The organism is Gordonibacter urolithinfaciens (genome assembly GCF_900199375.1).
GTDB classification, from domain to species: domain Bacteria; phylum Actinomycetota; class Coriobacteriia; order Coriobacteriales; family Eggerthellaceae; genus Gordonibacter; species Gordonibacter urolithinfaciens.
Genome location: NZ_LT900217.1, coordinates 2,502,269 through 2,525,379 on the forward strand (window position 1 = coordinate 2,502,269; position 23,111 = coordinate 2,525,379).

The following is a 23,111-nucleotide window of genomic DNA, read 5'->3' on the forward strand; positions in this document are numbered from 1 at the left end:
GCACGGGGAAAGGGCGGACCGCATGAAGTGGAAGAAACAGGCCAACCAATCGCTGGCGATCGCACTGACCTTCGCCCTCGCCCTCACGATGAACGTCCCCTTTGCCGCGTGGGGTGCCGGCGATTCGGAGTCGGTGGCAGAGGTTCAGCAATCCGACGATGACCGTGTCGCATCGGCGACGCAGCCGTTGGAAAGTCAAGCGACGCCCGAGGACGACAATCGGAGCGACCCCGCCAATAACGGCCCGGTACCCGAAAACGGGAACGCCATGGTCGGGGAGCCGTCGACCCGCGCGCTTCCGTCGGCTTCTCCTGCTGGAGAAACGGTAGGCGCGATCGGACCACTGCGCATCTTCTATACTCTCGACTCTGGTGGTGAGCGACAGATCGGCAGCGGCTTGAACGATGATGAGAAAAGCGTTCTCGATGAGCTGAATCTTGACCCAGCGGCGTTCGAGGTTCTGCATCTCCGTCTTGTCGCAGCGGAGGGCTTCTCCTTCGAGAAGGGCTCAGGCTACCAGCTCACGGACGTATCGGTTTCCTGGCAGGCCATCACGGCCGATGGCATGACTCTTTCCTACGGAATCGACCTGCGCTCGGAAGGCGATTCCCTTGTGTGCGACATCCCTTCGGTTCTCCTGAGGAACGTCTCCAATGGCGAGTACGAGCGGTTCGCCATCTCGTGGACTGCGGATGGGGCGCCTCCCGAGATCCACGGCGCGGCTTTCGGGTCGTATCTGGGCTTCAACCTGTTCAAGACGGGCACGGCTGCAGCGTTCGAAACCGACTCGATCATGGGAACGTACGTTTCAGGGAATGGCACGGCCATAGTGATCGCGAAGTCGAGCGGTGGGCGCACGATAGCTATTGCCGACGAGGTTGGGTCCAATGGAAGCCCTGCGGTTTCGACCTTCAAGGACGTGGCGATAGCCTGCGATTCTGCCGGCGAGCCGTACCGAACCGAGGTCAGCGTGAACTACAGCGCCAATGCCAAGTTCGAATTGGGGGCGGATGCCGATGGCAACCGCACGCTCACGTCGTTGGAAAGCTGCACGTACCGTACCGCTCAGGGGCCCAATGCGGGCTCTATTTCCGAGGGCCAGGTGTTCACCCAGGCTATGGTGGCGAGCGTGCAAGGTGCGAAGTACCCAACGGTTCAAGCGGCCATCAACGCGGCCCAGACTGGCGAGACAGTCATCCTGCTTGAGGACGTGCAGGAAAACGTCATCGTTCCTGCGGATAAGAGCATCGTGCTCGACCTCAACGGACAGGTTGTGGAGGGTGCTCCGAACGCTGATACGGTAACCGTAGAAGGCGCGCTCACGGTTAAGGACGACACGGCCGATGCAAATCCTGTTGTAAGCGACGATTACGGCTCTGTTACCTATGCTGCGGGCAAGATCCTCGGCAAGAGCCCGACAACCGAGCCTTACGCAAAAGCGCTTCATGTTCAGAACGGAGGCTCGGCCACTATCGAGGGCGGCATCGTGGAGTCCGAGGACAGCGATGCGGCCTTCGTGAGCAAAGGTTCGACCCTCACGGTAAACGGGGGTTACTTCCACAGCGCTGAATTCGGAATCGGCGTGCAAGGCGAGGGTGCGACGCTCGTGATGAGCGGTGGAGTGGTCGTTGCCGACAACAACGCTGCCATCGGAGGAAATGGCAAAGATGAGGCGGAGTCTCGCGACACGTCCATCTCGATCAGCGGTGGCACCGTCATCAGCCACATCAATGCTGATGGATACATCGCCTGCGGTATCTACCATCCCCAGCGCGGCAAGCTGAGCATCACCGGCGGCACCGTGTACGCCGACAACGGCGTCGGCGTCCTTTTGCGCGGCGGCACGCTCGACATGACGGATGGCACGGTGATCGCCACCGGCAACGCGAGCGGCCAGGTGGGCGACAGCGCGATCGTGCAAAGCTGCTACGGCGTGCAAATCGACGGCGCAAGCGCCTACTACGACAGCGCGAACGCCAAAGCGACAATCACGGGCGGCCTCGTGAAAGCCGGCGAAAACGTCCCGGCCCTCAACGTGGTGGCACCCGGCACCATGACCGCGAACGGCGGCACGTTCTCAAGCGACGTGACCGAGTATTTGGGAGCTGGCCGAATTATTAAGGAAAACTCTGACGGCATGTTTGTCGTGGAGAGCGATCAAGTGGCGAGCATCACCGGCGCAAACGGCGAAGTTCGGGAAACGTTCAGCTTTCTTTCCCGGGCTTTCAGTTCGGTCAAAGACGGCGAAACGGTTACTTTGCTCAAAGATGTTCCTGCAGCGGACGCTCAATACTCCGTCAGCAATAAGTCTTTCACGCTTGATTTGAATAATTACAGCATTGACGGCACGAGATATTTCACGTTGTATATCAATAGATACGGGGAGCCTGTCGATGTTATCATCAAAAACGGCACGATAAGAAACACGTGGAATGGGGCCGACAACGGCCCTCTCGGGATGGCGGTTTGGGCGAACCAGAATGTCAATCTGACGCTTGACAACGTGATCCTTGAGGCTGCTGAAGCGCCGGGGGGCAAACAAAGCTTCGGCCTGCGCATCGGCAACGCGTCAGGCAACACCTCCAACCCCTCCGTCACGATCAAAGGCGAGGATACCGAGATTGCCGGTGCGACCGCCGGCATATCCGTTATCGGAAACGGCGCGAGCGCCGTGTCTTCCCTCACGCTTGAGGCCGGGACGGTTTACGGTAGCGACTTCGGCATCGTCGGCAACGGCGATTGCGACGGCACGAGCATCGAGATAAAGGGCGGCACCGTGCGCTCGACGTCCGAAGACGGTTGCGCCATCTACCATCCGCAGGACGGCGGCTTGACCGTCTCGGGCGGCACGCTGGAAGGTGCGAACGGCGTGCAGTTCTGCGGTGAGGGCAAGCTGAGCATAGAGGGTGGAAGCATCAACGCGACGGCTGCCGAGATTGCCTCATCCGATACCACGACCACGAGCTCGTCCATCCTTGACGGCGCGGCGCTGTCCCTCGTTTCGCGTGGCGGTGGGGGGTACGGTGCCGCGGGCACTGCCGAGGTGTCCATCACCGGCGGCACGCTGACTAGCGCAAACAATGCCGCTATTCAGGAATACGCTGTCGGCGACGCGGGCTCGCTAATCAAGTCGCTTGCTATCTCGCAGCCCGAAGGCAAGACCCTCACGGTTTCCAGCGCCTCCGGAAAGCCCGCAGTCTCGCTCTCGGCCCTGACCGGCAACGCCTCGAAGGTGATCGCTGGCGGCACATTCTCAAGCGATCCTTCGGACTACGTCCGTGTGCGCTACGTTGCGAATCAGATAGACGGCGGGATGTACCATGTTTCGCCGAAGGGCTCCATCGAGGTGTGGAACGACTTTCTGTACAATAACCCGAATGATTCGCACTACAAGGGTACGTTTGACTCCCTGTCCGAAGCGTTGCGTGCCGCTGGCGAGCTTTCCGATGCTAACAAGGTTGTTTACATTCGCGGTGACCACATGCTTACCGAGGATGCGACCATTCCCGAAGGCGTGTACCTTTACGTGTACGACAATGCGAAGCTGACGGTAAAAAGCGGCGCGACCCTGACGGTCGAAGCAACGTCGAAAAAGCTTGCCGTGAATGCTGGGTCTTCGCTTGCGGTTGAAGAAGGCGGGAGGGTGCTGTTGAAGCCCACGGGAAGCGTCTTGTTCTCTCGCGGTCTTGTTTCGTTGAACGACGGTTCGACGTTCGAAGGGATTCTAAGCGTCGAAGATGGTAGCTATCTTTGCCAAAATGGCTCCAACTTCTATGCGTCGACCTCGCCGGTTGTCGAAATCTTGCGTGCGAATGGTAGCACCGTGTATGCCGACACGATTTCCAGCGCGACGATCAAAGATGGGGACACCGTTACGCTTCTCGGTGATGTTACAGGACAGAGGACGATTTCGGCAAACGATGTCTATGTCGATCTCGATGGGCATACCTGGAGCGGGTCGGCGACAACTTCGTATTCAACTATTGCTGTTTCGGGCAACAAAGTTACAATAGCGCACGGAACGGTGAAATCGCCATCCTCTTCGGCTTTGGAAGTGTCCGGCACAGATTCTCGCGCGATTATCGCCTCCGACGCGATCGTTGAGAACGACGGGGCTTCCAAGCCGGCCGTGTTCTTGAAATCCAACGGTTCCCTTGAAGTGCAAGGCGCCATTCTTGCCCACAACAACTTCGCCATCTCGGGGAATGGGATTGGTGCCGACAACACATCCGTCGTTATCAAGGACGTTGCCTCCGTCAGGTCCGAAGCCGCGGCAGCAATCTACCATCCCCAGACCGGCACGCTCGAAGTGAGCGGAGGGGCTATCGAGGGCGTCACCGGTGTCGAGATGCGCTCCGGTACGCTGAACGTCTCTGGGAACGCGAGCATCACTGGGACGGGATCGCCGTTTGCCGTAGCATCGAACGCAAACGGCGCCACGACTACCGGTGCCGGTATCGCCGTTGTGCAGCATGTGACGAAAAACAACATCGACGTGACCATCTCTGGCGGCACGATTTCGGGTGCGTCGGCGCTTAGCGTGAGCAATCCGGAAAACAACGATGAAGCCGACATCGCCAAAGTCAAAGTTTCCGTGATAGGCGGCACGCTCAATGCCATCAACGGCGGTGCGGATGTCGTGCAGAGCATCAAGGAAGATTTCATCACCGGCGGCACGTTCAACAAGGTGCTTGATACCAAGTATTACGAAGAGAGCATCTACCAGCAGAACGCGCAGGATGCAACCGATGAGCCTGGCAGCGTGGTGCCGCGAGCGTTCGAGATCAAGTACGACTTGGGTGGCGGCATGCTGGCAGGCACTGCGAAGAACCCTGCTTCTTACACGTATTTCGACGAGAGCTTCACGCTGGCCAACCCGGAGCGGGCGGGTTATACGTTCGCGGGTTGGACAGGTTCCGGCATCGATGATGGAGCAGAGTCTGTGACCATTGCGAAGGGGTCGACGGGCAACCGCTCCTACACGGCCACTTGGACGGCGAACACGAACACGGCTTACACGGTGGAGCATTACCAGCAAAATCTCGACGGCACGTATGCGTTGGCCGAAACCGACAGCCTGACGGGCGAGACGGACGCGACGGTCACCGCGGCCCCCAAGGCCTACGAGGGCTTCACCCTCAACGAGGACGCACAGGGGACGGTTGCTTCCGGCACTATCGCCGGTGACGGGTCGCTCGTTTTGAAGCTCTGCTACGACCGCAACGCATACGACGTCACCTACAAAGTGATCGGTTCCTATTTCGCAAACGACTCTTACCAGGTCGACAAGAACGTGCGCTACGGTGCGGAGCTCGCGCTGATAGGCGACGACATGTCACAGGTAGGCTATGTGTGGAATGGTTGGTCGGGGCTGCCCGCTACCATGCCTGACAATGCGGTCACAGTCACGGGCTACTATACCGCGGCTGATGACACCGCTTACACCGTCAGGCATTTCTTCCAGAACATAGAGGACGAAGGGTACACCCAAAACGGCGTGGATGAGATGACCGGCACCACCGGCGCGAAGACCAAAGCTGCGGCCAAGTCCGCTACCGGCTTCACGGCCAAGCCTTTCGAGCAGGCCGATATCGCCGCCGATGGATCGACGGTCGTCGGCATCTACTACGACCGCAATGTGCATACCGTGTCCTACCGGTACAAGGGGAAGGTTCCCGCAGGGGCTTCGACGCTTCCTGATCCTCAGGAGTACCGCTACGGGGCTAATATCGCCGTCGCGCCTGCCGCCACGGCTCCCGGGTACACGTTCGCCGGTTGGAGCGAGGCCGACGAGCTGGTCATGGGCGACGCCGATGTCGTCCTGTACGGCTCGTTCACGGCGCTCGGCGACACCGCCTACAAGGTGGAGCACTACCAGCAGATGCTTGACGGTACCTACGAGCTGGCCGAAACCGACAGGCTGAAGGGCCAAACAGACACGACGGCCACCGCGGCCCCCAAGGTCTACGAGGGCTTCGCCCCCAACGAGGACGCACAGGGGACGGTTGCTTCCGGAACTATCGCTGGCGACGGTTCGCTCGTGCTGAAGCTCTACTACGATCGCAACTCATACGAGGTCTCGTACGCCTACACGGGCGACGCCCCGGCCTCGGCGCCGGCTCTGCCGGCAAAGGCGACCGCCAAGTTCGACGAGACGGTGACGCCGGCCGCCACACCGACCATGACGGGCTACACGTTCTCCGGATGGTCGCGCGCCGAGGCCTTCGCCATGCCTGCCGGGAACGTAACGATCACCGGCTCGTGGGCGGCAAACACCGACGTGGCCTACACGGTGCACTACTACCTGCATGGCACGACCACGAGGCTTTCCGACGACAAGGTCGTGGAAGGTCGCACGTTCGGGCAGTCCTACGACGAGCAGGCTCCCGCCATCGAGGGCTACGCGCTTGAGGGCGCCGCCGTCCAGCGCATCGTGCTCGACGCCTACGGCAAGGAGCTCACGTTCTCCTACACCGCCAAAGAGGCGCGCATCGCGTTCGAAGTGAACGGCGGCTCGCAGGTTGCCGACCTCGTAGGCAAGACGGGCGAGCAGGTGGCGGGGTCTTTGCCCGCGCCGTCTCGCGAAGGCTACGCGTTCGCCGGCTGGTATGCGGACAAGGCCCTGACGGAACCCGTTTCGGCACTTCCCGCCACGTACCCGGCGGGCGCGACCACCTACTATGCCAAGTGGAACGCCGTTCCGCTGCCGCCCGGCGAGACGGGCAACGTGGAGATCCAGGTGGAAGTGCCCGCGCCGCCCGCGGACGGGAGCCCCCATGCGACCGTGACCGAGGAGTCGGTCGAGGCTGCGGCGAAGCATGCCGCGAGCGTCCTCGAGGCCATCGAGAAGGACGAGGCGCCCGTCGGCATGACGGCAGAGGATGCGCAAAAGGTGGCCGGGCTCGTGTCCGGTGCCGACACGGCCGACGTGCGCGTGGTCGTCTCGCTCGGCTTCGAGAAGAAGGGCGAGGATGAGGTCGACGACAGCGAGAAGGATGCCATCGGCGGTGCGGCATCGGACGGCGAGTCGGTGCAGCTCTACCTCGACCTGTCCGTCAAGATGGTCGTTCAGGTGGTGAAGGACGGCTCGGTCCAGGCCGAGCACGAGGCCGTTCTCGGCGAGGTCGAAGAGCCTCTGCTGTTCGAGGTCCACGTCGATCCTGGCCTGGTCGCAAGCAAGAGCGTTCGCATTGCTCACGTGCATGGATACGAGCACGACACGGAGATCATCGTGCCCGAGAGCATCGATCGTGACAGGGGCATCGTGCGCTTCTACGCGAGCAAGTTCTCCACCTATGCGCTCCTCGCCTCCGAGAGCGTTGCCGTGGATTTCGAGGCGAACGGCGGCTCGGCCGTTGCCTCCCAGACGATCGGCTTCGGCAGCAAGGTTGCGAGGCCGGACGACCCGACTCGCGCGGGCTACACGTTCGGCGGCTGGTTCGTCGACGAGGGCTGCACGCAGGCGTTCGACTTCGGCACGCCCGTCGAGCGCCCGCTCACGCTCTTCGCCAAGTGGACGGCCGTCGATCCCGGCCCCGGCCCGAACCCTGATCCGGATCCGAGCCCGAATCCCGATCCAGACCCCGGTACCGACTCCGGCGCCGATCATAAGCCGGGCGACAACGGCGGGTCGGACCTGAAGCCCCTCGACGCCTCGTCGAAGGCCGTCGGCACCAAGCGGCTCGTGGGCACCGGTGACGGCACGGGTGCCTTCGCGGCGTCGCTCGCGGGCGTTGCGGCGCTGGCCGTCGCGAGCGCCCTGGCCGCCGCACTGCGACGGCGGCGCAGCCGGTAGGCGGGCGCAGGCAGGCACGGTACGGTTCCAAGCGGGCCCCGGAGCGATCCGGGGCCCGCTTCGCTAGATTGCCTCTCGCAATCGAGGATACTTGGCCTATAATATTCTCACACGAGAAGGGAGAAGGGGCCCTATGAAAGACAGCCATGGTCGCACCATCGACTATTTGAGGATATCGCTCACCGACCGCTGCAACTTCCGGTGCATCTACTGCATGCCCGAGGACGGCGTGCAGTCGCTCGCCCACGAGGACATCCTGCGCATCGAGGAGATCGAGCAGGCCGTGCGCGTGGCGGCCGGCATGGGCATCCGCAGCATCCGCCTCACCGGCGGCGAGCCGCTCGTGCGCCTGGGCGTGGTGGACCTCGTGCGGGCCATCGCGCACACGCCCGGCATCGAGAACGTGTCCATGACCACGAACGGCGTGCTGCTGCCGAAGATGGCGGCCGAGCTCAAGCAAGCCGGCCTCTCGCGCGTGAACATCTCGCTCGACACGCTCGACCCGGCGCAGTTCAAGCAGATCACCCGCCGCGGCGAGCTCCAGCAGACGCTCGACGGCATCGAGGCGGCGCTCGAGGCGGGCTTCAACCCGGTGAAGATCAACGCCGTGGCCGTGCGCAGCCTGGACCAGGACTACCTGGCGTTCGCGAAGCTCTCCCTCGACCGCCCGCTGCATGTGCGCTTCATCGAGTACATGCCGGTGGGCGAGAGCTCCGGCAGCCACGGCTGCGGCTGGGGCAAGGACGACGTCGTGCCGAGCGAGGAGCTGTTCGGCATCATCAACGAGCGCGCCCGGGCCGCCGGTATGGACGAGCTCGTGGCCGCCGGCGACGACCGCCCGCTCGGCTGGGGGCCGGCGCGCTATTTCCAGTTTCCGAACGCGCAGGGCACGGTGGGCTTCATCAGCCCGCTGTCGCGCCACTTCTGCAGCGAGTGCAACCGCCTGCGCCTCACGGCCGACGGCAAGCTGCGCCCGTGCTTGTTCTCGGACGACGAGTACGACCTGCGCACCGCGCTGCGCTCGGGCGACGAGCAGGCCGCCCGCACCGTGTTCGCGCAGGCCTTGGGCGCCAAGCCCGACGAGCACCACGATAAGGTAGGAACCGAACGGGGAATGTCCCAAATTGGAGGCTGAGGGGTACCAACGGCCTGCCGGTCGTCGGAACCTGCCGATGCTGCGAAGGGCCGAGGCGCGCCGCCTTCGCGCGATCCCAAGGGCTCGCGTACCAAAGCACGCTTCGCCCTTGCGATCCCCCGAAGGCGGCACCCCTCGGCCCTTCTCGCTGAGTTACTAGCGCCAACCTGCGATTTTCAACCTGTGATATCGAGCCAAAGGAGCACTCCATGACCGAACAGCAACTCACCCATATCGACGAGCACGGCGACGTGCGCATGGTGGACGTGTCGCAGAAGGCCGACACCGAGCGCGTGGCCGTGGCCGAGGGCTTCATCGCCATGAACCCCGCCACGCTCGCGCTCATCGTGGAGGGCAAGGCCGCCAAGGGCGACGTGCTGGCCTGCGCGCGCGTGGCGGGCGTCATGGCCGCCAAGCAGACGAGCAGCCTCATCCCCATGTGCCACCCGCTGAACATCACGAAGGCCAAGGTGGAGTGCGCGCCGGTGGAGGCGGGCGAGCGCGAGGACGGCCGCGTGGGCATCCACGTGACCACCACCTGCGGCGTCACGGGCAAGACCGGCATCGAGATGGAGGCCCTCACCGCCGCGAGCGTGGCGTGCCTCACCGTGTACGACATGTGCAAGGCCGTGGACCGCGGCATGGAGATCATGGACGTGCGCCTGCTGAAGAAGGACGGCGGCAAGACCGGCCTCTGGGAGCGCGAGGCTTAGCGCGCCGCAAAAAGACGCCGCCCGTTTTCGGGAACCAGGCGCCCCTTCGACGGTCGAGGTCGAAGGGGCGCCGTGCATGCGGAGAGGAGCTAGCGGGATTCCTCTTCGGAGAACTCGCCTTTCCAGAAGCTGCGGGCAACGCAGATCGCCGCGCCGGCAGTGGCCATGAGGCCGACCAGTGCGCCGCCCGCCTCGATGCCGTCCCCGGTCTTGGCCAGCCTCGATCCGCCGGTGCTCCCGGGCGCGGTTCCGCTTCCGCCCGTGCCCTGCCCGGAGCTGCCGGTGCCGCCGCCTGCACCGTTGCCGGGAGCGGGATCGGGGTCGGGTGTCGGATCGGGCGTGGGCTGGGGGTCGGGCGTCGGTTCAGGATCGGGGTCGGGCGTCGGCTCGGGATCGGGGTCGATCGGGGCTGCCGCCACGGACACGGTCAGGGACGCTTGGGAATAGCCGGCGCGGTAGGTGACCGTATGGTTTCCGTCGACGGTTGGAACGAACGAGTACAGCGTGGTCCCCCTAGCTGCTGCGGCCGCGAGGGCGGCGGCGCCCTCGGGCACCGAGGTGAGGTAGAGGCCCACGGGGTTCCCCTCGGGGTCGATGACGCTCGGCACCGCTTCGATAGGGGTCCCGTTCGCGGTCGTGGCCGCGGCCGCGGGTATGACGCAGGCTGCGCCGACCTCGGGTGCGCCGAAGGCATCCGGCTCCGGCAGCTCGATGGTCGACGGGGCGCAGGCCCGGTAGTTCGCGGCCACCTCCTCGGCAGTCGCCACGGTGCCATGCGTCAGCTTTGCGAACGCCACCTTTGCGGCGCTGAACGCCTGGGGCTCTCCCTCCCCGCCGCAATCGGCTCCTATGTACCAGCGCGCCTTCGATGCGTTCGGCGCGGCGATGGCCCCCGCCGCCGCGGTTTCTCCCGCCAGCACGCCATCCTGGTAGATCTTGAGGGATGCGCCGTCGTAGGTGGCGGTGATGTGCGTCCACACCCCCGGCTCGACCGGCGTCGACACATTGGTGGAGCCGTCGGTGAAGTAGTAATGCAGCTTGCCGGTGGGATAGTACTCCAGCCACTGGCCGCCCCCCTGCCCGCAGGAGAAGATGTCGGTGTAGCCGGAGCTGGGTTTCGCCGTGAACTGCACGAGCAGTTCGGCGGTGGTGGAGGTTGCCAGCTTGGCGAAGTCCTCGGCCGCGAAGTCGTAGCCGAAGGCGGCCGTCGCGCCGTCGAAGACGGCCACCTGGCGGCCGAATTCCTCCACGGTCTCGAACGCAGGGCTGCCGAACGGGGTCAGGACATGCGGCGTCTCGGAGAGGTCGGCGGCGGACCCTTGCGAGAAGTCGACGGACAACAACGGCGTTGCCGGGACGGCCTCGCCTCCGGCGGTGGTGAAGATAACCTCGCCGATGAGCGTTTCCTTCTCCCAGGGGTTGCGCGCGTAGGCTTTCAGGCTGTAGGGGCTTTCGGGGGCGAGCGCGGCGCCGAACAGCGGGCGCACGAACTCGGCGGGCTGGTTGGCGGGGGCGTTGTAGTAGTCGGACATGTAGCAGGCGTTGTACACCTCGGCCCCCTGGGCGTCCAGCACCACGATGCGATAGCTCATCACCACGTCGTCGGACAGTCCCGACGCGTCGGGCCTGATCTTGTCGGCGGCGATGGCGAACGACGCCCCGGTTTGCGTGATGGAGTCGGCCGGTATGCGCACGGCCGCGCCCTCCTCCAGAATCGGGGGAAGGCTGCGCGCCTCCATGGCGGCGTGCGTGTACGTCCAGGTGGACTTGTCGGACACCTTGAACGTCCAGGGGGTTCCCAGATAGGCTCCCTGGCGGAAGTCCATGCGCCGGATGGTGACTTCGTGTCCGTTGGCGGCGTCCACCTCGACCAGCAGGCACTGGCTTGCGTCGTAGCCGTCGGACGGGTGTCCGCCCGTGCCGCCGTTCTCGTCGTAGCCGTCGGCATCCTTGCCGCCACGCATCCAGAAGTTATCGCCGAAGGTGGCCGTCTGCACGAGCGTGAACCCGTCGACGTCCTGGAAGATGGAGCGCGGGTCCTCCTCGGGGATGTGCGTGTGCCCGGAGAAGTGGACGAGCTGCGGGTACTTCGCCTTGAGCTCGTTGTAGAACGCTTTGGAATTGCGGTCGTCCACAGGGCCGTAATCGCCGATCCAGCCGGCGTTGAACGACGTGGGGGAGTACCAGACGGTGTCGGGGAAGGGATGGTGCGTCATGAAGAAGATGGGCTTGGTGCCCGTGGGGTCGTCGGCTGCGGCGGCGGCGATCTCGCGCTTCATCCAATCGAGGATGGTGATGGGCGTCGTGCCGTCGTCGTCATAGGTGGTGTCGCCGTACCAGTAGCCCCGCCCGCAGCTGGCGGCGATCACGTGGTAGCCGCCTATTTCGGTATGGACGTTCAGCTTGCCCTCGAAGGCGCCGCCTGGTTTCTGATAGGCATCCGCGCAGGTCAAGTGCGAGAGGAAGTACTTGAAGTTCGTCACGGCGTTGCCCTCGAGGGGGCTGCCGCCTACGCCGAACTCGTGGTTGCCCATGACGAACAGGGCCGGCTTCCTGATGGCGGCGTTCGCTCCCGCCAAAAGCGCGTCGAACTCGGCGGTCGTGCCGGTGTTCACCGAGTCGCCCGCGAAGACGTGCGCGGCGCAGTCGGGTACGGCCCGGTAGATGGTCTCGAAGGCGAACGGCAGCTTCTTCTCCACGTCGCAGCAGGTGAAATGAGTGTCGCTGTGCACGGTGAAGCGCACTTTGCCGGCGGGGAGCTCGGGCCAGCTGGGGTCTTCGGGCTCGGTGAAGGCCGCGTCGGCGTGCTGGCCGGGGAATGCGAGCATGCCGCCCATGGCCGTCACCCCGCAGGCGGCGGCCAGTTTCACGAACGTGCGGCGCGATACGCCGAACGTGCCGTGGTCGTAGATCGAGGAGAGCTGGGAATCCATGATGTCCTTTCGGTCGACTGCGCGAGATGCGTCGCCGTGGCTCCGCATGCGCGAAGTCCGCCGGGCGTCGGTGCGCTCTATCGTAGGCGCGCAAGGTAAGGCCCCGGCAAGGGGGAGGTCACGCGAGTGAAAGGATCAGGTAAGGATTCGCTCAAGCCTCCTGGTGCGAAAAGGCTGGCGGCGGGCCTGGGCGGCGGCCGGCCGAGACTACATCGTCCTCGTCCTCGGCTGCCCGCAGGCAGATCAACCATGATCGAAAACATCATGGACAAGAATCAGGTCGGTGGCACGATGCTCGGCGAGAAGGTCGCTTCCCGCGGTTTGCCACCAGGCGTTTTTCCAGCACAACCCAAGAAAGCGGCTTCGAACGAGGCCGCTTTCTTGCCATAGCCCCCGATCTCGTCCAGGCGGTCGGGCGCGCCTGGACGTGCGGGGATGCGCCCGAGGGAGAGGGGAGGTCGTGCGGCGCATTCCGCACCCGTCTGCGCGTGCGCGAGCGGGCGGGCGGTGCGGTTAGTTCTGCGTGGACAGGAACGTGGGCAGCGTCATCTGCTCGATCTGGTCCTGCAGCTCCTCCAGCTCGTCGAGGTGCTTGTCCTCGTCGCGCAGGATGGCCTCGAGGATGTCGCGCGTGGCGTAGTCCAGCACGTTGCCGGCCTGCACGATGGCCTCGTTGTACATCTTGATGGCGGTGAGCTCTGAGGCGTGGTCGTTGTCCACCTGCTGGGGGATGGTGGCGCCGATGTGGATGTCGTCCAGGTTCGACACGATGGGCGTGCCCTCCAGGAACAGGATGCGCTCGATGAGGTGCTCCGCATGCGTCATCTCGGTGATCGAGCGCGTCTTGAAGTTCTTGCTCAGGCGCTCGTAGCCCCAGTCTTCGGCCATTTCCGCGTGCACCATGTACTGGTTGATGGCGGCCAGCTCGCTGGCAAGCAGGTCGTTCAGCGTGTCGATGAGTTCAGGATTTCCTTTCATGGCAGTGCTCCTTTTGGTTGACGGGCGGTCAGGGAGGAACCGCCGGACGCCGGCGTCCCTCGTCTTCCAGCCATTGTAGGGGCGTGCTGCTGAATCGGCGGCTCGGTCACGGTACCGTAGGCACGCCGTCGCACGTCCGTCAACTCGCCCCGTGCGAGCCCGCGCCTGGACACCCGGCCGTCCGGCCCGACTGGCCCGGCCGGGCCGTCGCAGGCCGTTTTTTGAAGACCGTGCGATAAGCGAGCAGGGTATTTGACGGATGTGCTAGAATATTTGGCCGATAGTGCTCTGTGGAAGGGAAGTATATGTCTGGGCATTCTAAGTGGGCTACAACGAAACACCGCAAGGCGGCGCAGGACGCGAAGCGCTCGGCCTTGTTCTCCAAGCTGTCGCGCATCATCACGGTGGCCGCGAAAGAGGGCGGCGACCCGAACCCCGAGAACAACGCGTCGCTGGCGGCCGCCATCGAGAAGGCCAAGGGCTACTCCCTGCCGAAGGACAAGATCAAGACCGCCATCGACAAGGCGTTCGGCTCCGGCAAGGATGCCGCGAACTACGAGGAGGTCGTCTACGAGGGCTACGGCCCGGCCGGCATCGCCGTATACTGCGAGGCGCTGACCGACAACCGCAACCGCACCGCGGCCGACGTGCGCAGCGCGTTCTCGCATGCGGGCGGCTCCCTGGGCACCTCCGGCTCCGTGGCGTTTCAGTTCGAGCGCAAGGGCCAGATCATGGTTCCCAAGGAGGTCGAGACGGGCGACAAGAAGAACCCCGTGAAGCCGAATGGCGCCGCGGCCGACGAGGAGGAGTTCATGCTCGCCGTGGCCGAGGCCGGCGGCGACGACTACGAGGACGCCGAGGACGAGTGGATCATCTACACCGGCCCCACCGACCTCATGGCCGTGAAGAAGGCGCTGGAAGAGGCCGGCACCGAGACGAAGGGCGCCGAGCTCACCATGATCCCCACCACGCCCACCCAGGTGAGCGTGTCCGACGCGAAGAAGGTCATGCGCCTGGTGGACAAGCTGGAGGAGCTCGAGGACCTGCAGAACGTCTACCACACCATGGACATCACCGACGAGATCGCCGAGGCGCTCGACGAGTAGGGCTCCGGCAGCCTGACGACCGCCGAAACCGATCGGCGCCCTTTCGCGCCCTGCCGCGAGGCGTGGTCGGCGAACGATGGATTACTTGAAAGACGCGCTCCCGGCGCGTCTTTTTTGTGGTAGGATAGCACGAACAAACGTTTGCGAACCGAAGGGAACGGATGGCGCGCACCGAACGGACGATACTCGGCATCGACCCGGGCCTGGCGGACACGGGCTGGGGCGTGGTGGCGCAAAGCGGGCCGCGGCTGGCGTGCGTGGCCTACGGCTGCATCTCCACGCCGGCCCAGGCGCCGCTCGCGCGGCGCTTGGGCAAGATACACGAGCAGATGGCGGCCGTCATCAGGCGGTTCGCGCCCACATGCGTGGGCATCGAGACGGTGTGGTTCGGCGCGAACGCGCAGAGCGCCTTCGCCACAGGCCAGGCGCGCGGCGCGGCGCTCGTGGCGTGCGCCGAGGGCGACCTGCCGGTGGGCGAGTTCTCGCCCAGCCAGATCAAGCTGGCCGTGGTGGGCGCCGGCTCGGCGGACAAGGAGCAGGTGCAGTACATGGTGCGCCAGCTGCTGGCGCTCGAGGCGGTGCCGAGCCCCGACCATGCGGCCGACGCGCTGGCGGCCGCCATCTGCTACACGACCCACGAGGGCTTCGCGGCGGCGACCGCCGCGGCCGCATCGGGAGGAGGCGCGCGATGATCGCGTTCTTGAAGGGAAGGCTGGCGGGCAAGACCGCCGCTGCCGCGTTCATCGACGTGAACGGGGTGGGCTATGCCGTGGGCATGTCGCAGGCCAGCCTGTCGAAGCTGCCCGAGGCGGGCGCGTCCGTGGAGGTGCACACGTACCTGCAGGTGCGCGACGACGCCATCGCCCTGTACGGGTTCATGACGGTGGAGGAGAAGGCGCTGTTCGAGCGTCTTATCGGCGTGGGCGGCGTCGGCCCCAAAGTGGCCTTGGCGGCGTTGTCGGTGTTCACGCCGCAGGCGCTCGTCGCGGCCATCGCCGCGCAGGACGTGGCGGCCGTGTCGAAGATACCGGGTGTGGGGAAGAAGACGGCCTCGCGCATCATCCTGGAGTTGAAGGGGTCCCTCGACCAAGGGCTCGCGAGCCTGTTCGACGAGGGGGAGGTGCCCGCCGCCCGCGCCGCCGAGCAGCTGCGCGGCGCGCACGAGGCGCTGCTGTCCATGGGGTTCACGGCGGCCGAGGCCGACCTGGCCTTGAAGGGCGCGCCGGAGGGTGTCTCTGACAGCGCCGTTCTCCAGTACGCCCTCAAACGGTTGGGAACCGAGCGCTGACGCGCGCGGGCGCGTGTGGTACCTTGGTAGGCGAAGCGACGGACGGGACGGCTTGCGAAGTTAGGCGGTTATGGCGCACGACGACATCGAGATAGAGGGCCTGGGCTACGTGGCTGACGGCGCAGACGCGGCGTCGGTGCCGCCGCGTGCCGTGACGGCCGAGCTCACGGAGGACGACCTCGTCCTCGACCGCAGCCTGCGCCCGAAGCGATTGGGCGACTACCTGGGCCAGACGAAGGTGAAGGAATCGCTCGCCATCCTCATCGAGGCGGCGCGGGCGCGCGGCGACGTGGTCGACCACATCCTGTTCTCGGGCCCTCCGGGCCTGGGCAAGACCACGCTCGCCACCGTGGTGGCCAACGAGTTGGGTGCCAGCATCCGCACCACGAGCGGCCCTGCCATCGAGCGCACGGGCGACCTGGCCGCCATCCTCACGAACCTCGAGGAAGGCGACGTGCTGTTCATCGACGAGATACACCGCCTGAACCGCATGGTGGAGGAGGTTCTCTACCCCGCGCTCGAGGACTTCGCGCTGGACATCGTGGTGGGGAAGGGGCCGGCCGCGCGCTCCATCAGGCTCGACCTGCCGCATTTCACGCTCATCGGCGCCACGACGCGCACGGGGCTGCTCACCGGGCCCTTGCGCGACCGCTTCGGCATGGTGTTCCGGCTGGCGTACTACACGCCCGAGGAGCTGGGCTCCATCGTGTGCCGCTCTGCGGCGATCCTCGGGGTGGACATAGCCGAGGACGGCGCGCTGGAAATAGCGCGGCGCAGCCGTGGCACGCCGCGCTTGGCTAACCGCCTGCTCAAGCGCGTGCGCGACTGGGCCCAGGTGCGCGGCGACGGCACGATCGACGAGGATGTGGCCGCTCAGGCCCTAAGCTTCTTCGAGGTGGACGCGCTCGGCCTGGACGCCGTGGACAACCGCATCCTGGAGCTTCTGGCCGTGCAGTTCGGCGGCCGGCCCGTGGGGCTCTCGACGCTCGCCTCGGCACTCTCGGAGGACCAGGATTCCCTTGAGGATGTCTACGAGCCCTTCCTCATGCAGCAGGGCCTTATGGTGCGCACCCCGAAGGGCCGCCAGGCCACGCCGCGTGCCTACGAGCACTTGGGTATCGCCCTCCCACCTGCCTGACGACGGCCGGGAGGGCCGGCGCAAGCGCCGCGGGGCGCCTCCGGCGCTTCCCGCCAGCCGATTTCGACCTGCGACGAAAGGACGAGCCCCATGCTCGAACAGGACTACCTCATGCGCATCTTCCTGCAGTTCGCCGAGATACTGCGGCGCAGCTGGTTCAAGGCGCGCGACGAGCACGACCCGAAGGCCGCGGCTGACATGCTGGAGAACGCCGTGGGCGACGCCGTGGACATCGACGGCGCCACGCTGCTGTCGCTCGCGCCGGAGTCCATGGCCGCCATCCTGCAGGTGTCGGGCACCGACCCGCGCGTCACCGAGTACGTGGCGCGCAGCCTCATGCTGGCGTCCGCCTACCTGCGCGAGGCGGGCGAGGACGCCGTTGCCGACCTGCGGCTTGGGCAGGCGCGTGCCCTGGCCGATGCCTACGGGCTCGAGCTGCCCGACGACCCGGCCGAGATGGCGGGCCTGCTGGACGACGTCCCGGAGCCTGCCATCGTCGACATCGCCTCGGCCGACGACCCTCGCTCGCCCTCCGTCGAGGCACCCGAGAGCCCAACCGAGTGACGCAGGCTCGGCTTCTGCCCCGCAGGCTTCCCGTATCCTAGCCGGGCCCTTCGGGCGCCCGCCCTCCCGGCGCCCTGCGCTCCGTGCCGTGCGCCGCCGGCATCCGCAACACCTCGCCGAACCGTGATTTGTTAGATCATGGTGACTCTGTGATGATCGGCGGATCGCGCCCTCATCCGGTTTCGTTCCGCTAGAGTAATCGCCTCGTAATCCCGTTACGGGTCGCCTTCGGAACCTAGAAGGAGAACTCACCATGAAACAGAAGATGCAGCAATGGCTCGTCCGGCCGCAAGGAAAGCTCGGGCCCTTGGGGCTTGTCGTCCTCCTTGTCGCCGCGAGCCTGGTTACACCCCTCTCGCTCGACATGTACACCCCTGCCGTGCCCCACATGACGGAGGCCTTCGGCACCACGGCGGGCACCGTGAACCTCACGCTTGTGGGATACTTCCTGTTCTTCGCCGTGGGCTTGCTCGTGTTCGGGCCGCTGAGCGACCGCTACGGCCGCCGCCCCGTGCTGCTGGCCGGCGTGGTTACCTACACCTCCGCAAGCGGCCTCTGCGCGCTCGCGCTCGATATCGAGATGCTCATCGTGTTCCGCGTCGTGCAGGCGCTGGGCGCGGGCGCCGTGAGCGCCGTTGCCACCGCCGTGGTCAAGGACGCCTTCAAGGTCGAGAAGCGCGAGGCCATCCTTTCCATCGTGCAGGTCATGTTCGTGGTGGGGCCCGTGCTGTCCCCGGTGGTGGGCGCCCTCATCCTGCAGGTGTTCGACTGGCGCATGACGTTCTGCGCCCTGGGCGCCGTGGGCCTGTTCTGCTGCGCGCTCGCCGTGCTGTTCGAGGAGACGCTGCCGCAGGAGGAGCGCTACCGCGGCACCGTGCTCGGCAGCATCGGGCAGCTGGGCGCCGTGGCCAAGAACAAGGGCTTCTCCTCGTTCTTGGCCATCGTGGGCCTGTACAACCTTCCGTTCATGGCCTACATCGCCGTGGGCTCCTACGTGTACATCTCGTTCTTCGGCTTAAGCGAGCTGGAGTACAGCGTGTTCTTCGCCGTGGCGGCGCTGCTCACTGCCGCCGGCCCCTTCATCTGGCTCAAGGCCTCCCGCTACGTGAGCGCGCGCCGCTTCACCGGCATCCTGCTGGTTGCGGCTGCACTCTCGGGCGTGGCCATGCTGCTGGCAGGCGAGCTCTCGCCCGTGCTGTTCTGCCTCACGTTCCTCGTGTTCGCCCTGACGGAGGCCTGCATCCGCCCCTACAGCACGAACATCCTGCTATCTCAGCAGGAAGGCGACACGGGCGCGGCGTCATCGCTCATCAACTTCGCCCACACCGCCATCGGCTGCGTGGGCATGCTGTTGGCCGTGCTGCCGTGGTCGAGCTATGTGCAGGGCATCGGCGTGCTCATCGTGGCGTCCATGGCCTTTGCGGGCATCGGCTGGATCGCCCTGCTCAAGTCACGGATCCCGCTTGCGGGCATCAAGGGCGCCTCGCCGTCCGGGCAGGCGGCTCCGCTTGCCCGGGACGGCCGGCCTGGCCAGGGCGCCGTGGATGCATCCTCTCGCGCGAAGGGGAGTGCCCGGTAGCCAGTGCGTTGCGGCCCGCGGCCTGCGGGCCGGGCAGCGTCGGGAAGCGGATGCGCCGGCCGGCCCTGCTGATACGGTCGGCCGGCCGCGCTGCCCCGCTCTTGCCGCGCCGGCGCGGTCGGCGCCCTGCTTTTCCCCTCTGCGCTTCACCGGGCGGCTGCGGTACGCTACCATGTTCCCGGGAGAAACTACGGGAGGGGATCGTTCTTGTCCGTCGAGAAGGCGAAAACGCTGCTGCGGTCGCTGCGGTGGCATCATCTGGGGTTCGCGTTCGTGTGGGCCATCACGTTCGCGGGCCTCTCGGCACCCGACGGCTTCGCGGGCCAGCGCCTGTTCAGCTTGAGCGACCAGCTGTGCGCCCTGGCGGCCGTGGGCGCCGCCGTGCTCTACGAGCGGCGGCGCATGCCCTTTCCGCCGCGATCCGCCCTGATGGTGGGCATGCTGCTGGCCGCAGGTTCGGCCGCCTACTACCTGGCGGCCAACGGTATCGTGCCCGTCCTGCCCGGCTCGCTTGCGGCCGGCGTGCTGGTGGGCCTTGCCTTGGGCTCGTCCTACGTGCTGTGGCAGCAGTTCTTCGCCTCCGAGGGGGCATCGCGCACGGCCGTGTTCATACCGCTGTCGGCCCTGCTCTCGGTGGTGCTCAGCGTTCTTTTGGCGCTGCTGCCGGACGCCGCGCGCGCCCTGTGCTCCGTGGCCGTCCTGCCCGTCGCTGCCGCCGTGTCGCTCGGCCGCTGCCTGCGGGAGATCGTGCCCGCCGACCCGCGGCCGCGCATGACGGGCACGGCCGCCGCGGCCACGGTGCGCATGCTGTGGAAGCCGGTGTTCTGCACGTGCGCCATCGGCTTCGTGTGGAAGCTCGTCTCGCATCTCTTCGCCGTGCCCGGCGGCATCGCGTCGCCGCCCGTGCTGGCCGGCATGGCGCTGGCCGTGGCGGTGGTGGTGCTCATCGAGCTGCTCTCGGAGACGGGCTTCGCGGTGCTGCGCGTCTACCAGATATTGTTTCCGCTGGTCACCGGTGCGTTCTTGCTTCCTACGCTGTTGGGGGTGCAGTTCGCGCCCTTCGCTTCGGGCATGTTGCTGTTCGGCTTCGAGATAGTGAACCTGCTGCTCATCGTCACCAGCGCCGTGTACGCGAGCGAGCGCTCGCTGCCCTCGACCCAGGTGTACGCCCTGTGCGTGGGGCCCACGCTGGCCGCCATGCTCGCAGGCGATGTCGTGGGCACGGGACTGAGCCCGCTTGCGGCCTACGACTTCGCGCTGGCGGTGAACGTGCTGTTCGTCTGCGTGTACGCGCTGTCGCTCGTGCTGTTCTGCGTGGCGTTCACCCGCAAGGGCCACCGCGGGCGCGTGGCGGCCGAGGCCGAGCACGACATGGCCGTGGTGGGTGCGGCTGCGTTCCTCTCGCCGGGCGTCCTGCCTGCGGGGGCCGCTGGCCGCTCGTCCGCGAGAGGGTCGGACGCCGTCGCGGGCTCTGCCGCAGGCGCGATCGGCGCGCCGGTGCCGGCGGCTGCCGGGGAGCCGGGTCCTCGGGCGGGCTCTGCAGGCGCGCCGTCTGGGCCGGGCGCGGAGACGTGCCCGGAGAGGCTGCCGGGCGAGGGCGCGGCGACCGCGCCCGGCGCCGACGGCATCGCGACGCTCATCGAGCGGCGCATGGACGCGCTGGACCTGGCCGAGCCGTTCAGCCCCCGCGAGCGCGAGGTCGTGGCCCTCGTCCTGCGCGGCAACAACGTGCCCGCCATCGCCCGCAAGCTCTACATCTCCGAGAACACAACCCGCGACCATATGAAGAGCATCTACCGCAAGGCCGACGTCCACTCCCGCCAGGAGCTCATCGACCTGTTCGACTAGCCACCGTGGCGACATCTGTCCTCCGGCGCTCCTGCGGGCGCATCCGGCTATCCCCGGCTCGCCTCGAGCCGTCGCGAGCCTTTCCGCACAGGTTGCGTCCTGCCCTCGGACACCGCTTCGCAACGCTCGACCAACGCTCACTTTTTAGAGGATAACCTGCGGAAACGCGAAAACAACCCAAAGTATGGGATGGTGCGGGGCGCCCTTCGCGCGCTAAGCTGGCCCTGTTGGCGGGCGGGGGAAGCCGCCCGCGCAAGCGATGGATCGATCCAAGGAGGGAACATGAGCGAAGAGAACAAGGGAATCTCGCGACGCAGCCTGCTCAAGGGGGCGGCCCTGAGCGCGGCGAGCGTGGCCGCGCTCGGCATGATCGGCTGCGCCCCGAAGGAGGCCGGCTCGGCCGACGACGCCAAGGCGGGCGCAGCGGGCGGCGCCGACGGCAAGCACACCTGGGAGGTCAAGCCCGAACCCATCCCGGCCGACAAGGTCAAGGAGACGGTGGACACCGAGGTGCTCGTCATCGGCGGCGGCTACTCGGGCACGTGCTGCGCGCTGGCTGCGGCGGAGGGCGGCGCCAAGGTGACGCTCGTGGAGAAGGACGCCATGCTCAACGGCCACGGCGTGGGAGGCACGGGCGCCATCGCCTCGCGCGAGCTGGACAAGCTGGGCATCAGCTTCGACAAGGCCGTGGAGATGGAGCGCTGGGTGTCCACGTGCGGCAACCGCTGCCGCGAGTCGCTCGTGGCCAAGTGGTTCCGCGAGTCCGAGCGCTGCATGAACTGGTTCCTCGACCTGGCCGAGAAGAACGGCGCGAAGTGCATGGTCACGGTGGGCTCGCGCTCTGCCGTGCACCCCGAGATCGACTGCTACCACATGATCTTCGGCGGCGAGATCTTCGAGCAGCACACCATGGCCGATTTCGTCGAGTACCTGTTCGAGAGCGAGGCCAAGCAGCACGGCGCCGAGTTCGTGTACGAGATGCCGGCCGTGCAGCTCGTGCAGGACGACGCCGGCAAGGTCACGGGTGCCATCTGCCAGAACAAGGACGGCGACTACGTGCAGTACAACGCGCCGAAGGGCGTGGTGCTGGCCACGGGCGACGTGAGCTACAACGACGAGTACCTCGACGAGTTCGCCCCCATCGCAAAGAAGGTCATGACCCGCCTGTGCTCCGACCAGGGCAACGTGGGCGACGGCCACAACATGGCCGCCTGGGCCGGCGGTGCGTTCCAGGACGGCCCGTGGCCCACGATGATGCACCCCCAGGCGGCCGCCACGTTCCACGGCCCCTTCATGTTCGTGAACCCGGCCGGCAAGCGCTTCATGAACGAGGCCACGTGGGTGCAGGGCAAGTGCGTGGGCGTCATGGTGAACGGCGGCTCGGACCACGCGTGGTCGGTGTTCGACGCGAACTGGCAGACGGACCTGCTGGACAGCCTGCAGTACGGCGGCGGCATGTTCTGGGACTCGTTCCGCGCCTACGGCACGGACTACCAGGTGGCGGTCAGCTCGCATGCGAAGACGGTCGAGGGCGGCCTGGAGAAGGTGCCCGACTACTACAAGCGCGCCGACACGCTGGAGGAGCTGGCGGAGATGCTCGACGTGGACAAGGACGAGTTCCTGAAGTCGGTCGAGCGCTACAACAAGATGTGCGAGCAGGGCGAGGATACCGACTTCTACAAGGAGGGCCACTTCCTCTATCCCGTCAAGGAAGGCCCTTTCACGGCCTGCATGGTGGCGCCGGGCCTGTTGGGCGTGTGCGGCGGCATCCACATCTCGGACAACTTCGAGGTGCTGGACGCCGAGGACCAGCCGGTCGAGGGCCTGTACGCCATCGGCAACTGCGCGGGCGACATTTACGCCTACGACTATCCCATCAACGTGCAGGGCAACAGCCACGGCCGCTGCCTCATCGAGGGCAAGTGCCTGGGCGAGCAGCTGGCGGGCGTGTACCAGGAGATCTAGCAGGTTGACGGCGGGGCTGGGCGGCGGCGTGCCGGCATCACCGGGCGCGACGTCGCCCGGTGGCCGGAG

14 protein-coding genes are annotated in these 23,111 nt (G+C 66.1%); 12 read left to right on the top strand and 2 right to left on the bottom strand.

Annotated features, from left to right (window positions below; all coding sequences use genetic code 11):
• Window positions 1-22 precede the first annotated feature (22 nt).
• From BN3560_RS10720 to moaC, 3 genes are all read left to right on the top strand, one after another.
• Window positions 23-7,795 (top strand): InlB B-repeat-containing protein, encoded by a 7,773-nt coding sequence (locus tag BN3560_RS10720; protein ID WP_096228039.1) that lies wholly within the window; start codon window positions 23-25, stop codon window positions 7,793-7,795.
• Between the two features lie 133 nt (window positions 7,796-7,928).
• On the top strand, window positions 7,929-8,930 hold the full coding sequence (gene moaA / locus BN3560_RS10725) for a GTP 3',8-cyclase MoaA (RefSeq protein ID WP_096228040.1): 1,002 nt from the start codon (window positions 7,929-7,931) through the stop codon (window positions 8,928-8,930).
• 209 nt (window positions 8,931-9,139) lie between these two features.
• Window positions 9,140-9,643: a cyclic pyranopterin monophosphate synthase MoaC gene (gene moaC / locus BN3560_RS10730; RefSeq protein ID WP_087191327.1), complete on the top strand. Its 504-nt coding sequence runs from the start codon at window positions 9,140-9,142 to the stop codon at window positions 9,641-9,643.
• An 89-nt stretch (window positions 9,644-9,732) separates the two neighbouring features.
• Here moaC and BN3560_RS10735 read toward each other — a convergent pair whose 3' ends face one another.
• Window positions 9,733-12,576, bottom strand: coding sequence for a LamG-like jellyroll fold domain-containing protein (locus tag BN3560_RS10735; RefSeq protein WP_096228041.1), 2,844 nt, complete (start codon window positions 12,574-12,576; stop codon window positions 9,733-9,735).
• Between the two features lie 249 nt (window positions 12,577-12,825).
• Between BN3560_RS10735 and BN3560_RS14415 the strand changes: the two genes are divergently transcribed.
• The gene (locus tag BN3560_RS14415; protein ID WP_154270343.1) at window positions 12,826-12,966 is read left to right on the top strand and encodes a hypothetical protein; all 141 of its coding nucleotides are present in this window, start codon (window positions 12,826-12,828) and stop codon (window positions 12,964-12,966) included.
• A 123-nt stretch (window positions 12,967-13,089) separates the two neighbouring features.
• On the opposite strand, the gene bfr is transcribed toward BN3560_RS14415, so the two are convergent.
• Window positions 13,090-13,554 (bottom strand): bacterioferritin, encoded by a 465-nt coding sequence (bfr, locus tag BN3560_RS10740; protein ID WP_096228042.1) that lies wholly within the window; start codon window positions 13,552-13,554, stop codon window positions 13,090-13,092.
• Between the two features lie 305 nt (window positions 13,555-13,859).
• Between bfr and BN3560_RS10745 the strand changes: the two genes are divergently transcribed.
• From BN3560_RS10745 to BN3560_RS10780, 8 genes are all read left to right on the top strand, one after another.
• Window positions 13,860-14,660: a YebC/PmpR family DNA-binding transcriptional regulator gene (locus tag BN3560_RS10745; protein ID WP_041239546.1), complete on the top strand. Its 801-nt coding sequence runs from the start codon at window positions 13,860-13,862 to the stop codon at window positions 14,658-14,660.
• 161 nt (window positions 14,661-14,821) lie between these two features.
• Entirely contained in the window at window positions 14,822-15,352 is a 531-nt protein-coding gene (gene ruvC / locus BN3560_RS10750) for a crossover junction endodeoxyribonuclease RuvC (protein WP_096228043.1), read from the top strand.
• Complete coding sequence (ruvA, locus tag BN3560_RS10755) at window positions 15,349-15,948, top strand: Holliday junction branch migration protein RuvA (protein ID WP_096228044.1); 600 nt, start codon at window positions 15,349-15,351, stop codon at window positions 15,946-15,948. The genes ruvC and ruvA overlap by 4 nt, the downstream gene beginning before the upstream one ends.
• A gap of 70 nt (window positions 15,949-16,018) precedes the next feature.
• Window positions 16,019-17,086, top strand: a complete 1,068-nt coding sequence (ruvB, locus tag BN3560_RS10760; protein WP_096228045.1) for a Holliday junction branch migration DNA helicase RuvB — start codon at window positions 16,019-16,021, stop codon at window positions 17,084-17,086.
• Between the two features lie 90 nt (window positions 17,087-17,176).
• Window positions 17,177-17,650 carry a hypothetical protein gene (locus BN3560_RS10765; protein WP_096228046.1) on the top strand — a complete coding sequence of 158 codons (474 nt, stop codon included), beginning with the start codon at window positions 17,177-17,179 and terminating at the stop codon, window positions 17,648-17,650.
• A gap of 253 nt (window positions 17,651-17,903) precedes the next feature.
• Window positions 17,904-19,229, top strand: coding sequence for a Bcr/CflA family efflux MFS transporter (locus BN3560_RS10770; RefSeq protein ID WP_096228047.1), 1,326 nt, complete (start codon window positions 17,904-17,906; stop codon window positions 19,227-19,229).
• A 207-nt stretch (window positions 19,230-19,436) separates the two neighbouring features.
• Window positions 19,437-21,077, top strand: a complete 1,641-nt coding sequence (locus tag BN3560_RS10775) for a helix-turn-helix transcriptional regulator (RefSeq protein WP_096228048.1) — start codon at window positions 19,437-19,439, stop codon at window positions 21,075-21,077.
• A 282-nt stretch (window positions 21,078-21,359) separates the two neighbouring features.
• Window positions 21,360-23,042, top strand: a complete 1,683-nt coding sequence (locus BN3560_RS10780) for an FAD-dependent oxidoreductase (protein WP_096228049.1) — start codon at window positions 21,360-21,362, stop codon at window positions 23,040-23,042.
• Window positions 23,043-23,111 lie beyond the last annotated feature (69 nt).